The 12,992-nt window shown below is 43.5% G+C and carries 14 protein-coding genes, 1 pseudogene and 1 CRISPR repeat array; of the genes and pseudogenes, 4 read left to right on the forward strand and 11 right to left on the reverse strand.

The window, feature by feature from the left end; translation table 11 throughout:
- Positions 1 to 79: 79 nt before the first annotated feature.
- A complete protein-coding gene (gshAB, locus tag B3F51_RS16100) occupies positions 80 to 2,395 on the reverse strand; it encodes a bifunctional glutamate--cysteine ligase GshA/glutathione synthetase GshB (protein WP_286948121.1) in 2,316 nt (771 codons plus the stop codon).
- Between the two features lie 291 nt (positions 2,396 to 2,686).
- Here gshAB and B3F51_RS16105 point away from each other — a divergent pair, with 291 nt between their 5' ends.
- From B3F51_RS16105 to feoB, 3 genes are all read left to right on the forward strand, one after another.
- Positions 2,687 to 2,896, forward strand: a complete 210-nt coding sequence (locus B3F51_RS16105; RefSeq protein ID WP_286948123.1) for a FeoA family protein — start codon at positions 2,687 to 2,689, stop codon at positions 2,894 to 2,896.
- A 10-nt stretch (positions 2,897 to 2,906) separates the two neighbouring features.
- Complete coding sequence (locus B3F51_RS16110; RefSeq protein WP_286948125.1) at positions 2,907 to 3,128, forward strand: FeoA family protein; 222 nt, start codon at positions 2,907 to 2,909, stop codon at positions 3,126 to 3,128.
- A gap of 93 nt (positions 3,129 to 3,221) precedes the next feature.
- The gene (feoB, locus tag B3F51_RS16115; protein WP_286948127.1) at positions 3,222 to 5,363 is read left to right on the forward strand and encodes a ferrous iron transport protein B; all 2,142 of its coding nucleotides are present in this window, start codon (positions 3,222 to 3,224) and stop codon (positions 5,361 to 5,363) included.
- Between the two features lie 66 nt (positions 5,364 to 5,429).
- Here the strand turns inward: feoB and B3F51_RS16120 are convergent, their stop codons facing one another.
- Positions 5,430 to 6,107, reverse strand: a complete 678-nt coding sequence (locus B3F51_RS16120) for a PspA/IM30 family protein (protein ID WP_286948129.1) — start codon at positions 6,105 to 6,107, stop codon at positions 5,430 to 5,432.
- 25 nt (positions 6,108 to 6,132) lie between these two features.
- Positions 6,133 to 7,164, reverse strand: coding sequence for a TPM domain-containing protein (locus B3F51_RS16125; protein WP_070371141.1), 1,032 nt, complete (start codon positions 7,162 to 7,164; stop codon positions 6,133 to 6,135).
- Positions 7,165 to 7,320: 156 nt separating this feature from the next.
- Here B3F51_RS16125 and ybaK point away from each other — a divergent pair, with 156 nt between their 5' ends.
- Positions 7,321 to 7,806, forward strand: coding sequence for a Cys-tRNA(Pro) deacylase (ybaK, locus tag B3F51_RS16130; protein WP_286948131.1), 486 nt, complete (start codon positions 7,321 to 7,323; stop codon positions 7,804 to 7,806).
- A 160-nt stretch (positions 7,807 to 7,966) separates the two neighbouring features.
- On the opposite strand, the gene B3F51_RS16135 is transcribed toward ybaK, so the two are convergent.
- The 8 genes and pseudogenes from B3F51_RS16135 to B3F51_RS16170 form a co-directional block, all read right to left on the reverse strand.
- A complete protein-coding gene (locus B3F51_RS16135) occupies positions 7,967 to 8,707 on the reverse strand; it encodes an HD-GYP domain-containing protein (RefSeq protein WP_286808196.1) in 741 nt (246 codons plus the stop codon).
- Positions 8,708 to 9,256 (reverse strand): HD-GYP domain-containing protein, encoded by a 549-nt coding sequence (locus B3F51_RS16140; protein WP_286948133.1) that lies wholly within the window; start codon positions 9,254 to 9,256, stop codon positions 8,708 to 8,710. It lies immediately after the preceding gene.
- Positions 9,257 to 9,701: 445 nt separating this feature from the next.
- Positions 9,702 to 9,968 (reverse strand): cadmium resistance transporter, encoded by a 267-nt coding sequence (locus B3F51_RS16145; protein WP_286808192.1) that lies wholly within the window; start codon positions 9,966 to 9,968, stop codon positions 9,702 to 9,704.
- Positions 9,961 to 10,353 carry a hypothetical protein gene (locus B3F51_RS16150; protein WP_228883321.1) on the reverse strand — a complete coding sequence of 131 codons (393 nt, stop codon included), beginning with the start codon at positions 10,351 to 10,353 and terminating at the stop codon, positions 9,961 to 9,963. The genes B3F51_RS16145 and B3F51_RS16150 overlap by 8 nt, the downstream gene beginning before the upstream one ends.
- 197 nt (positions 10,354 to 10,550) lie before the next feature.
- Positions 10,551 to 10,835: pseudogene (locus tag B3F51_RS16155) on the reverse strand (transposase); the annotation flags it as partial.
- Positions 10,836 to 10,850: 15 nt separating this feature from the next.
- On the reverse strand, positions 10,851 to 11,360 hold the full coding sequence (locus B3F51_RS16160) for a hypothetical protein (protein WP_286948136.1): 510 nt from the start codon (positions 11,358 to 11,360) through the stop codon (positions 10,851 to 10,853).
- Positions 11,357 to 12,217, reverse strand: coding sequence for a transposase (locus B3F51_RS16165; protein WP_286948138.1), 861 nt, complete (start codon positions 12,215 to 12,217; stop codon positions 11,357 to 11,359). Before B3F51_RS16165 ends, B3F51_RS16160 begins: the two co-directional genes overlap by 4 nt.
- A gap of 106 nt (positions 12,218 to 12,323) precedes the next feature.
- On the reverse strand, positions 12,324 to 12,563 hold the full coding sequence (locus B3F51_RS16170) for a MutS-related protein (RefSeq protein ID WP_414632387.1): 240 nt from the start codon (positions 12,561 to 12,563) through the stop codon (positions 12,324 to 12,326).
- Between the two features lie 25 nt (positions 12,564 to 12,588).
- Positions 12,589 to 12,944: direct repeats of the CRISPR family, unit length 30 nt; unit sequence ATTTAAATTCCAATATGGCGAAACTCTCAT.
- The last annotated feature ends 48 nt before the right edge of the window (positions 12,945 to 12,992 follow it).

Here is a 12,992-nt window from a genome sequence, read left to right on the forward strand (position 1 = left end):
GATAATCACAAACGCAAAAATTTATAGCAATTTTAGCTTACCAAGGCAAAATTTGATCATTTTTTGAGCATATATTTTCTCATTCTACCAAACCAATGGTTTTTAAGATGTTATACCCCAGTCGTCGCTCCTGACCTTCAAAAGGATAGGCGTGCATAACAATCATTGGATTAAAATTCAACTCAATAATTCCGAAACTTGAATCGGGATTGCAATAGTCTTCCAAAATAATATCAATGCCACAGAATTTCGCTCCAAATGCTCTGACCGCTTTTAACGCAATCTCTGAAAAATAAGGGTGCATTTTCTGTGTAAAATCGATACTGTCTCCACCAGTGCTGATATTAGAATTTCCGCGTAAAAAAATCATTTCATTACTTTTGGGGATTGATTGACTGGTTAAACCCTGCTTATTAAGATACATGAGCGACTGATCGTCCAGCACAATTTTCTTTAGCGGGCTGGTTTGGCCATCGCCCCGGTAAGGGTGTTGATTTTTTTTATCAATCAGTTGCTGGATCGAGGAAACGCCATCGCCAACCACATTCGCCGGGCGACGATGAAGCACGGCCACCACCTCATCTCCCATCGTCAAAAAGCGGTATTCAAGACCTGGTAAATAGTCTTCTATTAGAATCGTGTTATCCTGTTCAAACGCAATCCGAGCCCCTTTTAATAGTTCATCAAGGGTTCCGCCCTGATCAAAAATACTGATTCCCAATCCGAAGTTGGTGGATTTTGGTTTAATCACAACGTTTCTTCCAACATATTTGATTAGTTTTTTCTTTGCTTCAACGAAAGAAAAAAATTCTTCCCCATTCGGAACTGGTAGTCCATTCTCCTGAAGAATTTTTTTTGTGACCACTTTATTCTCCATGAGCAACGGGGTGATATAATTATCCACACTTGTTTTTGTCGCTTGTTTTACATATTCTCGGCGGCCATTTTTTTCCAGCCGCACAATGTTGTCCGCGGCATCCATGGGAATTACTTTTATCCCCCGAGTCAAGGCTTCTTTTATTAATACCTGCGTTGACATTTCCCAGTTTTCAAAACCTTTCAGGCGGTAGTGATCTGCATCTGACTGTCTTTTATAATCTTTAGCGATTTTTAGATTCGCATCAAGACAACCGTTTTCCTGCATTAACAATTTCAAGCGGTAGGCATAGGTCGTTTCTGGCTGTCTGACCCGGCTTTGCATTTCTTTAATACACTGATCCTGTTCTAAATTCAAATATTTATTGATCTCCGCTACCTTTTCCAAAATATCCTCAGCCCAGGCTGTTTTAAGCGTCCAATGGCGATGATCGAGCAATTCCAAATCCGGTTCCAGCCCACGTTCAGCGACCGTCACCTCATTGATAAGGGCTTCCTGCTGCCAGGTCTCAAAAAACTCTTCTCCTTCCAATAATAAAAAGAGCATAAATATATTCATGAATTCCAGATCTATTTTTGCGATGCCACATTTATCAAAGACATTGAGATCGATGGTGCGGATCTCCAGATATTGGATACCTTCTTTTGCCAAGGAGTCCAGTACATTTCGATAATCTTTTGGTTTTAAGCGGATCTGGGCATACAGCTCTTTTGCTTCAGAAATGTCCCCCCGTTCAACAAACTCATTGATGCTCCGAATATAGTCCTCAATCGAACTATAATCCGGGTAAAGATCTATTTCATTTTTATAGCCACTGCAACTACCATTTCGGGCAGAGGTTCCGCCAGGGCTGAGAAAGGTCTCATTACCACAGTCTCCCATGCATTGCAAACATTCCTCAATGTATGAATTATGGAGACCGGGCGTACAGCCCATTAAATAAATAATTAGCCAGCGATAACGTAAAAAATTGCGTAAGACCTTTAAATAAATTCGATCTTTAAAATCTTTATAGCTCTCCTGCGTACCCAGTTCCTGCCAGATGGTTGTTAGAAATTCCTCGCCAAAAGAAAAGTTATAGTGGATACCGGAGATCAGTTGTCGCTTGCCACCATATTTAACCATCAATTTTTCCCGATATGCCCGGGCTTTTTTCCCTTCTTCCCCCTGATAAGAGGCAATCGGGATCTGGTTGTCATCAGGAATACTACATGGCATCGAGTATGGCCAAAACAACTCCTTATTCTCGCCAATCTCACCAATAACAATATCAGTAAGTGCTTCAAGAAAATCATAGGTTTCGTCTACTGAATAAAAAACCGGTGTAACCAGTTCAATTTGACTTTCCGAGAAATCGGTAGTAATATAAGGATTTTTAAGTTTATCGCCAAAAATCGGCGGATGCGGTGTCAATGCCAGTCTTCCCTGTGGTGTCACCCGGAGTCCTTCTCTTTCTACTCCAAACCCAGCCGTTAAAATACTTTCTGGTGTCATTCTATTTTTTAATATTTCAATCATGCTCATAGCCTTTCCGTTGTTGTACAGCTAAATCGGTGTGAACTGTACAAAATTTTTTTAATTATACCATAAAAAAGATTAATTCTAACTAACTATTTCCCTTTGATTGCTAGGGAATAATCATTATTTTTACCTAATCGCGATCATTCTATCCAGATTTCAATACTTATTTGCTTAAAGTATTGACAAACAAAACAGAAGATGTTAGACTCTACTCATTGAGTTAGAAGTTGCTAACTCAATTTTTGAAATTATTTTGTTAGTTATTGCTAACCAATCAGGAGGAAAACCATGCTTCTATCAATGGCGACACCCGGAGAAAAAAATTACATCAAAAAAATCACCGGAAAAGATACCACCCATCAATTTCTGGCAAGCCTCGGTTTTGTCGAAGGAGCTGATGTCACGATCATATCCGAACTTTCTGGCAACATTATTTTAAACATTAAAGATACCCGGGTTGCCATCGATAAGAACATGGCCAACCGCATTATAATTTAAGGAGATCAACATGAAAACACTCAGAGCTGTAAAATGTGGGGAATCCACTAAAGTTGTAAAACTCCATGGCACCGGACCGATCCGGCGCCGGATCATGGATATGGGCATCACCAAAGGTGTTGATGTCTTTGTCAGAAAGGTCGCACCCCTGGGTGACCCCATCGAAATCACCGTGCTTGGTTACGAACTGAGCATTCGTAAAACTGATGCTGAGCTGATCGAAGTTTTTTAACCGCTTCAAAGAAAAAATAATTTAGCAGCCATGGCTGTTAAATTTTTGCCCAAAATGTTAGGCAATGCTATCAAATTAACGAGGAGAACTTATATGAATTTAAAAATTGCATTAGTTGGAAATCCCAACTGTGGAAAAACAACCATGTTCAATGCGCTCACCGGCAGTTCCCAGTATGTGGGTAACTGGCCGGGGGTCACGGTTGAAAAGAAATCCGGCAAATTAAAAGGCCACAGCGATGTTGAAATCATCGATTTGCCTGGTATTTATTCGCTGTCCCCCTATACCCTGGAAGAAGTGGTATCCAGAAACTATTTGCTAAACGAAAAACCCGACGTCATGATTAATATCGTCGATAGCAGTAATATTGAAAGAAACCTCTATCTGACAACCCAGTTGCTGGAAACTGGTATTCCGATGATTCTGGCCCTGAATATGACCGACATTGTCAAAAAGCGTGGTGATCTCATCAATATCAAAGCGCTTGCCAAGCGGCTGGGTTGTGAAGTAATGGAAACCTCTGCTGTTAAGAGCGAAGGATGTGCTGAACTGGCCGAGAAAGCCATTTCCCTTGGCAAAAGCAGACAGAAGTCAAAACCACTGCCGATTTTTTCAACTGACATCACCAAAACCTTAGGTCAAATTGAATCCATCATTAAAACCAAAAGCACCACCGAACATCCGGATTTTTATGCCATCAAACTTTTTGAGCGTGATGAAAAAGCCATCGAACAGCTTAACCTTTCAGATACGGTAATGGCTGAAATTACGGCACTTACCGTATCTTGTGAAGAAGCCATGGATGATGACAGCGAAAGTATCGTTACCTCAGAACGCTATCAGACCATCGGTCGCATCGTTTCGGATACAATCAAAAAGAAAGCCAGCACCGGCATGACCCCCTCGGACAAAATCGATCGGATTGTAACCAATCGCTTTCTGGCCTTACCTATTTTTGCCGCTATTATGTTCTTAATGTACTTTGTCTCCGTTACCACGGTAGGTGCCTGGGTAACCGACTGGACCAATGACGTGCTCTTTGGCGAAATTATTCCCCCGGCTGTAGAGGCACTTCTTGTTTCCTGGGGTACCGCTGAATGGCTGAATTCACTGATTCTTGATGGCATCATCGGTGGTGTTGGTGCGGTTCTCGGTTTTGTCCCCCAGATGTTTGTCCTGTTCCTCTTCCTTGCCATTCTTGAGGATTGCGGTTACATGGCCCGGGTTGCTTTTATCATGGATCGGGTCTTTCGAAAATTCGGTCTGTCCGGCAAGTCATTCATACCATTGCTGATTGGAACCGGCTGTAGCGTTCCCGGAATTATGGCCTCCCGAACCATTGAAAATGAGCGGGACCGCAAGATGACAATCATGACGACCTCCTTTATTCCCTGCTCGGCCAAGCTGCCCGTGATCGCCCTGATTGCCGGTGCCTTATTCCCCGGATCGGTCTGGGTTGCACCGTCGGCCTACTTCATCGGGGTAGCAGCTATCATTGTTTCCGGTATCATTTTAAAGAAAACCCGGGGCTTTTCCGGTGATCCGGCCCCCTTTATTATGGAACTGCCCGCATATCATGTCCCCGGTGCTAAAGGGGTTCTGATCCACATGTGGGAACGGGGTAAATCCTTTATCAAAAAAGCCGGTACCGTTATTTTTGTGGCCAGTATCACCATCTGGTTTTTGTCAAGCTTTAACTTTGCTCTGGAAATGGTCGACACCAACGAATCGATTTTGGCCGCCCTTGGCATGATCATTGCGCCGGTCTTTATTCCCCTCGGTTTTGGTACTTGGGAAGCGACTGTTGCCACCATAACTGGTCTGATTGCCAAAGAAACAGTAGTCAGTACCTTTGGCGTCCTCTTTGGTTTTGCCGAAGTGGCCGAAGATGGTGCCGAACTGTGGCCCCAGCTGCAAATGGCCTTTACCCAGATGGCAGCCTTCTCGTTTTTGGTTTTTAATCTGCTCTGTGCCCCCTGCTTTGCTGCCATCGGCGCGATTCACCGGGAAATGGGCAGTGCCAAATGGACACTGATTGCGGTGGGTTATCAGACCGCATTTGCCTATACCATCGCCCTGATCATTTATCAATTGGGACTGTTTTTCACTGGTGGTGATTTTGGTATCGGCACCGCTGCTGCGATCCTAATGATTGCTGCCCTACTCTATCTGCTTTTTAGAAAACCAGTCAGCAAAACAAAACAAAAACAATTGATATCGGTCAAAGAAATCTAACCTTTATCCTAAAAAAGCCAGACGCGAATGATGATCATTTTCGTCTGGCTTTTTTAACTCTTTTTTCTACAACCCCAACTCTTGTTTGAGTTTAGTCAATTCCTCATCCACCGATGTATTTCCGGTTTCGCCATACTTTTCTTCCAAAACTTCGGCAGGGTCAACCGGCTCAATATTCAGTTCGGCCATGGCATTAGCCTCATCCAGCATCCGGTCGGCCTTTTCTTCCATTCGGGTAAAGGCATCCATGGCATCCTCGGTTTGATTGGCTGAGCAGCTGGCTTGATTGATGATTTCCTGGGTTTTGGCAATCGACACCTTGGACTTGATCATGGTTCGACGGGCCTGCAGGGTTTGGATATCGGAAGCCAGTTTATCATGCATCTGTCGCATCTTCATGGCATTTTCATGAGCTGCGGCATAGACATCCAGCAGTTCAGCATCACGGTTTTCCAGTTCCTGTTTTTTTGCGAGAAAGATCCGGGCATCGCCCTCGTTCCCAGCCACCAGCGCTTTTTTGGCCAACTCGGCATACTTTTCCACCTCAGCCTTGTTATTGTCGAGCAACCGTTTCGTACGGGTTTCTTCGCCCATTACTTCAGCAGTACTTCGCTTCACTTCGGCCAAATCCTCGAGCAGATCAATTAAATACTGATCAATCATCTTCGCCGGATCTTCCATCTGATCCAGAAGATCGTTAATGTTGGCCCGGATAATATCACCGAATCGTTCTAAAATTGCCATTTTTTTCCTCCTTTGAATTTTCTAATCAGTTTTTATCCTGATCGGACGGATTATCCTGATATTTCTTCGCCAAATCTTCAATTTCCACATCGTCAAATTTTTCCAGCGGGGTACTCAGTATTTCGGCGGTACGCTTATCCTCGAGATTCTTCTGCTTTTTGGCATGGCGCCACCAGACGAATAACAGAATGGCTAATATTACCACTGCAAATACAATTCCAATGGTCGTCATGGCTGCGATCCATGGTGACCTGGTAACGGTCATGATCCGGTCAGCCGCATCTCGGAAGGCGTTACTGAAGAACTCCTCGTCAGTGAGATTGCTGTCGTAATAATTGCGGTCAATGTAATCCAGCAAGATATCAGCCGCCTCCCGATCGATAACTGTTTTGGCCTGAGTACCGGCCACATAACGATCCATGTAAAAATCATTATACTCATAAAATACAAAGAGCAGATGGGCTTCATCCGTAAACAACTGATCATAAAGAGCATTTGCATAACTGTCCAACTCACTTTCGGTGGGGTGATACGAACCATTGATGTTATCAATTATCACCACATACGGTTGTACCCCGGTTTTCTGATAAAAGTATTTTAGCCCTTCCTCCATTTTTGTCTGATTTTTAATCCATCCCAATTCGTCGCGATAATATTCCGTTTCGTTGACCGAACCCGCTGGCAGTGGCTGCCGATTGATGGTTGATTTAGTGACTTCTGCGGGACCTGTTATGACGGATGCCACGAAAGCCCCGATAATCAGCACCAGAATCAGCACAATCAGTAGAATAATGATAAAACCGCAGCCACAGCCCACCGGTCCGCCGCTGCCGCCGTCGTGATTGCCACCCCCGGGAGTACCCCCTGAACTCATTCTGGTGCCACTGCCAAACAATCTACTCCCCGAACTGCCCCCGGAACTGCCAAATGACCCCCAGGAACCACCGCCACCACTGCGGTGACTGCTCCCGATGCCACCGCTGCGACCACCGCTACTGCGGCTCCCGCCACCTGAACCGCCACTGCTGCGGCCACCTGAACCGCCACTTCTTCCCATGATACCCCTCCATTTATTTGCGCATTGTTACAATGGTTTTCTACCCCAAATGCGACCTTTCATTCATCATTGAACGTTGCAAAAAAAGAAGCACTAACGATCATTTTCTGATAAAATAAACAGATAAAAAAGCTTTACCAAGGAGAAAAAACACCAATGACAAAACAAAAAGAAGTGAAAACCAATGCCATGCGCATTTTGGATAAATTAAAAATTGACTATACCCACCAAAGTTATGAATGCCATGAATTTGTCGACGGCTTGCAGACTGCCGATCTGCTGAAGCTGCCTTATGAACAGGTCTATAAGACCCTGGTGACGGAAGGAAAGAGCAAGAATTATTTTGTTTTTGTGATCCCCATCGATAAGGAGCTGGATATGAAGAAAGCCGCCAAAGCGGTTGGCGAAAAAGCGGTGGCAATGATTCATTTAAAAGACCTGACTGCGATCACCGGCTATGTCCGGGGTGGCTGTACCGCCATTGGCATGAAAAAACAGCTTAAAACCGTCATTAACGACACCGCCAAAGAGCTGGACACCATCTACATCAGCGGTGGAAAAATCGGATTGCAGATTCAGTTGCGCCCCGATGATTTCTGCACTGCGGCAGCGGCTGTTTATGGGGATATTATTACATCCTAAACCGCAATATGTTTTAAAGGATATTTTTCGGACGTTCAACTGCGCTGATTATTCAATCGGTGGCGATGATACGCCGATGTTCTTATCGGTGCTTTTAAAATTGGTTTGCTGATAACTATCATCTTATCAGAAAATTTTAAGCTGGATCTAGTTTCTTACTTCATCGATTTACCCTTTCTTTTATGAGTTGTTCCTGTGTATCCGCTAAGTTTTGATAACAATGGAAACGGGCAATCCCATCTTGAACCGATACTTTGCAGATCGATCCAAGCTCATCCAAGTGATTCAGAATCACTTGATACACCGGTTCCCCATGCTTCGTTAGAAATTCATCCTGGAGGATTTGAATAATCCGATCCGTTGACATCCCTTTGCGGTAGGGACGATCCTCTGAAAGGGCCGTGAATATATCAGCATAGGCAATGATATCCATCTCCTGAGAAATGCCGTCATTGACCAGATTCAAGGGATAGCCCGAACCATCGTGATTTTCATGATGACCGGAGGCGCACTCAACGATCCCCTCTAAGCCTGAGATGTGTCCCAAAATAAGATTCGTAAAATAGGCATGGGTTCTGATGTCAGCCCGTTCCGCTTCTGACAGCCGTTCTTTTTTTTCGATAATTTCAGTTGCAACGGCAATTTTACCCAAATCATGCAGCAATCCGGCCACTCTGATTTTGCGGCATTCTTCCTCAGAATACTCCATTCTTTCGGCAATGGCATAGGCCACCTGACTCACGCCGACCGAATGGGCAATGGCAAATTTGCTTCTGGAATCGATTATTTTTGAAAGAGTCAGGGCAAATTCCTCCAATAAATCCATGGTCAAGTCAATCTCGTAGCGCCTGGAAATTCCTAATTTAAGAATTTTTTCCATTTCCCAGTTATCAATATCCAATCAGAAAGAATCCTTCTGCGCCTGAATCAGATAAGCTGCCATCACCTCGGGGTGAAAGACAGTGCCATTATAAGACGCCATTTTGTCGATGATCTGTTGTTTTTGTGCCAAAATTGAACGATCCGGCTGTACCAGAATATCCGTCCGATCGGCCACATGCAAAATATAAGCTTCCAGCGGCACCGGGCCCAGTTCCGGAACATAGGTGTTGTCCAGATCATAATGCCAATGATGATAAAAGATGATACGAGAAATTTTTTCAAAGGGTGAAAATGACGACAGCATATAACTGCCTAAGCTGCTGTGCGGAAAAGGGTTCTCCACATCCATCTGAATCAGACTGTCTCTTTCACTGATGGTCAGGGCGCCAATATCATGCAAGGATGCTGCAATAATCAGATCACTCAGGCGGTCCGCTGATAACCCCATCTCAACGCCAATATGAAAAGCGGCAATGGCCGTTCGGCGGTGATGGTTCTTAAGCAGATAATTGTATAAATCAATTGATTTAGTAAAAGATGTAATCAATTCTTTCAACGTTATATTCATAAACCAGTCTCCCATCAGGTTGCGATCTTTCCTATTTATTATTCGCGCTGATGAAATCCGTTACGCATTTCAATCAACACTCAATCCGGCAACACCAGCCATGCCGGTTTCGGCGGACTGTGCCACTTGATTTATTTTAATCGGCTCTTTCTTGTTTATCTTAACCCCCTGTCATCAACGGTAAAGCATTGGTCTTGATAATTTTAACAAATTACCGTCTGTCAAACAAATTTAATCAATTGCTTATTATATGAGCATTATTGCCGGGAATAAACAGGGGGGTTTTGAATTTAATTTAAATTCACTGTAACAACGGAATTCTCTGTCATAAAACCAGAAAGCCGGCTGATCTTGCATCGATCAACCGCCCGCCTATATTATTTAAGTATAAAAATTGCTACCAGCACCAAGGCCTCGTCCCGCAATTGCTTCGTTGTAGCGTTTTTTAAAAAATCTGGCCGATTAATACCAGCGTGCCATTTTTTAGCAGAATAAAAATTCCCAAACCAATAAAGACCACCGGCACTAAAATATGCTGGTATGTTTCCATTCTTTTTCGGATCACGGGATGGGTGGCCAGCTTCAGGCTGATCAAACACCACAGCGCTGTCAGCAATCCAAAGATCAGCACCGTTAACAGCATCAGGATAAACAGGTCATCAATATTCGTGCTGACAAAGGCCGTAACCGCCATCAAAATCGTACTAATCAATCGTTTTTATTTCCGCCGGAATCCACATTTTCGGGTTGTAATTAAGGGTATATTTATATTTTGAAACATCATTGCCACCGAGATCTTCCACCACATAGGTCACGTTGTCACTTAATCCGATGAAGTGTTTTTTGTAACTGCCGTCTTCGTCTTCAACAATCACTTCCAGCTGATTGTCGGCGGTGTCGGCGGTGATTGACATCTTTCCGGTCATTTGAAACAAGACGTCGCCCTCAATGCAATTGATCACCGTCAACTGCCTGATCACATTGAAGTTGTCGGCCTGCTGGGACAAATTGTAAGAAACTTTCTCGGCTTCGCTTTCGCAGCCAGTAAGCATTAATAAACCAAATAGGGCAATAAAGATTGCTGTTTTTTTCATCATTCTGATCCTTTCAGCTGTTCATTTTATAAAACCGGTTACTGGGGCTGACCAAGCAGCGGCCATTTTTCGGTATCGGTAAAGTGGTCCACCAGGGTGTGGGCATTTGTGATGATCTGTTGGTCAAAATCCAAATAGTTCAGCAGGGCAATGGCATTTTTGAATATTACGGCTGAAAAAGGTTCTTCCGCAAAAACCCGTCATCCAGACTTTGAATGTGGATCGTACATCAATTTAGCCGTCAGTAATTTTTGACCGCATCGACCATACATGGTTCGTTTTATCATTTTGAGTTTGTTGTTAAACCCTTCCACAAATCCGTTTGACAAATCACTCACTACCGCATTTTCAACCGCTTCAAGATCTTTTTCCAGACCGGTTGCAAATATTGCCAGCGGCTTCAGCTCAGATTCTTTGTATCGATCAATGAACAGATACAGCTGGGGCAGACTTTTTTCTTTGAAAACCCGGCGGAATTCCTTGACGCATTTGTAGAGCTTTCAGATAATTGGATAATTTACCATCAGATAGTCACGGTGTTTGGGTAAAATATCTTTACTCATCCAGAGAAACCGGAAGATTTCTCTCCGGGATAGATGATCAAACTTATTTAACTGTTTCTTACGTTCGATGGCTTCAATTGATGAGCTTCTGTAAACAGCGATTTCAATACCCTGGTTTTGAATCAGTTTGTTCATGTAATCATAGGCCGCAGTCATTTTTCCCGGATAGCCCTGTTTTATGATCTCACGATAAATGTCCTTACGGATCATCCCGACACTCAGTGATTTTACAATGTAATCATAATAGCGATCCGCACAGCTCTGTGGTTCCCGACAACATAATGCGTCAAAATCTCCGTTCATATAATTATGAACAGTTTTGCGACTGCACTGGAGGAACTTTGCCATTTGGCTGATGCTGAAACCGGCACTGGTATACTCTTTGACTGCGTTATACAGTCGAATGCGCGCTTTCATCGTATCTGAGTGGTTTTTCATAACAATCATTTTTTTTTAGACTCCTCCTTCGCTGTTTGATTTTCTTCCGGTGATTGAAAATCCGCCGGGATCTGATCAATCGGTATTTTTATATCCGCCGGCACAGCTGATTTGAGTGCGTTCTGAATGCCCTCCTGCAGATTCTGATGCAGATGGAACCGGTCTGCAATCTGCATGGCGTCAGGGAGGATTTCCCCAATGGCGAAAGCATATGTCCCGGCTCTGTCTCTGGTGATGCGCTTGACCTGTTTGTTCTGCTGTAGCCAGGCCTTGAGCGTATTGCTGTCACGTCCATTAAGAATGGCAACCGGTTTGTGAGTGGCTTCGTCAACGATCACTGTACCATAGCGGTTTCTTTTCTTGAAAGCAAAATCGTCGATGCCGATTGTCTCGCCACAAACTGGAACCGGCTGAGCTTCATAACGTTCTGTAAGAAAGCGAATCACACTGTCGCCACTGATATGCAGATTCATCGCCTGGCAGATCCGTGCACACCCTTCACAGCTCGTTTCCATTGCCAGCATACAGATGAAATCTTCACATCGTTGAGTCATCCGCCTGTTTGCGTTGAGAAAGCCATTAAATGTTTCTGCAACGGTTATCACCGGGCAAGCTGCATTTTTACATAGATACTCATGGGCTTTAATTCTGAGCTGGACATTTTTCCCAAGTATGGGCAGATCCTGAACTTTTCTTATATAGGTGCCGTGAGAATGCTCAAGTGTCTGATGACATTTGGGACAGATGCAGAATCTACTCACTGATTTCATATGGATAACAATTTTTTCGGTTTCAATTACTTCGGTGATCTTTAAAACATCGGTTGGAAAGAAATGATCCAAAATCAGTGTATTTGGAGAATCCATTTTTACACACTTCCTTTCTATTTGATGCTTCTATTATATCACTTCAGCTTTAATAAACGGTTTAGTTAACGGCTTTTTGCGGAAGAACCAAATCAAGCCGAAATATTCAATTTTTGGTCCGGGCCGGGCCGGGATGCAATTGATAATCAAAGCTGATGCTGTCATCGGTAATGGTTTCCTGAAAGTGATAATTGGCGTAACGGGCGGCCAGAATATTGGTGAGTTCGATATCATGGGTGGCAATCAGGCACAGGCAGTTCTTTTGATCCAAATAATCAAGAATGGCCGATGAAGCGGCGATCCGCTCGATGGTGTTGGTGCCTTTTAAAATCTCATCAACATGTATCGAGTGTTGGGAAGAGTTTTTAGACATTTAAATTCCAATATGGCGTAACTCTCATTTGACACCGCCAGCGAAGCCCTGGTTGTTTCCATATTTAAATTCCAATATGGCGTAACTCTCATGTTGAATGGTTGACAAAGAAACAAATGAAAGACCATTTAAATTCCAATATGGCGAAACTCTCATGGTTTGCGCTGGCAATAGTAAAGGTGCTAAACCTTAATTTAAATTCCAATATGGCGAAACTCTCATCGGTAACTTTCCGGGGCTCCAAGGGGCAGCGCCCCAATTTAAATTCCAATATGGCGAAACTCTCATCAAAAATACGATCATAATTTTCCATAATTTTCCGTTATTTAAATTCCAATATGGCGAAACTCTCATTACTGGTAGCATTTGGCAAAAAAGACTGTTTTTTGCAAGTACTTTTTG

The sequence above is a fragment of the Acetobacterium sp. UBA5834 genome (assembly GCF_002435675.1).
Taxonomy (GTDB): domain Bacteria; phylum Bacillota; class Clostridia; order Eubacteriales; family Eubacteriaceae; genus Acetobacterium; species Acetobacterium wieringae.

Bases quoted from the DNA above. Each gene is read 5' to 3' on its own strand.
- B3F51_RS16110 (WP_286948125.1), top strand. From the start codon at position 2,907: ATGAAAACACTCAGAGCTGTAAAATGTGGGGAATCCACTAAAGTTGTA.
- B3F51_RS16165 (WP_286948138.1), bottom strand. From the start codon at position 12,217: ATGGATTCTCCAAATACACTGATTTTGGATCATTTCTTTCCAACCGAT.
- gshAB (WP_286948121.1), bottom strand. From the start codon at position 2,395: ATGATTGAAATATTAAAAAATAGAATGACACCAGAAAGTATTTTAACG.
- B3F51_RS16125 (WP_070371141.1), bottom strand. From the start codon at position 7,164: ATGGGAAGAAGTGGCGGTTCAGGTGGCCGCAGCAGTGGCGGTTCAGGT.
- B3F51_RS16160 (WP_286948136.1), bottom strand. From the start codon at position 11,360: ATGATTGTTATGAAAAACCACTCAGATACGATGAAAGCGCGCATTCGA.
- B3F51_RS16120 (WP_286948129.1), bottom strand. From the start codon at position 6,107: ATGGCAATTTTAGAACGATTCGGTGATATTATCCGGGCCAACATTAAC.
- B3F51_RS16150 (WP_228883321.1), bottom strand. From the start codon at position 10,353: ATGATGAAAAAAACAGCAATCTTTATTGCCCTATTTGGTTTATTAATG.
- feoB (WP_286948127.1), top strand. From the start codon at position 3,222: ATGAATTTAAAAATTGCATTAGTTGGAAATCCCAACTGTGGAAAAACA.
- B3F51_RS16105 (WP_286948123.1), top strand. From the start codon at position 2,687: ATGCTTCTATCAATGGCGACACCCGGAGAAAAAAATTACATCAAAAAA.
- ybaK (WP_286948131.1), top strand. From the start codon at position 7,321: ATGACAAAACAAAAAGAAGTGAAAACCAATGCCATGCGCATTTTGGAT.
- B3F51_RS16140 (WP_286948133.1), bottom strand. From the start codon at position 9,256: ATGAATATAACGTTGAAAGAATTGATTACATCTTTTACTAAATCAATT.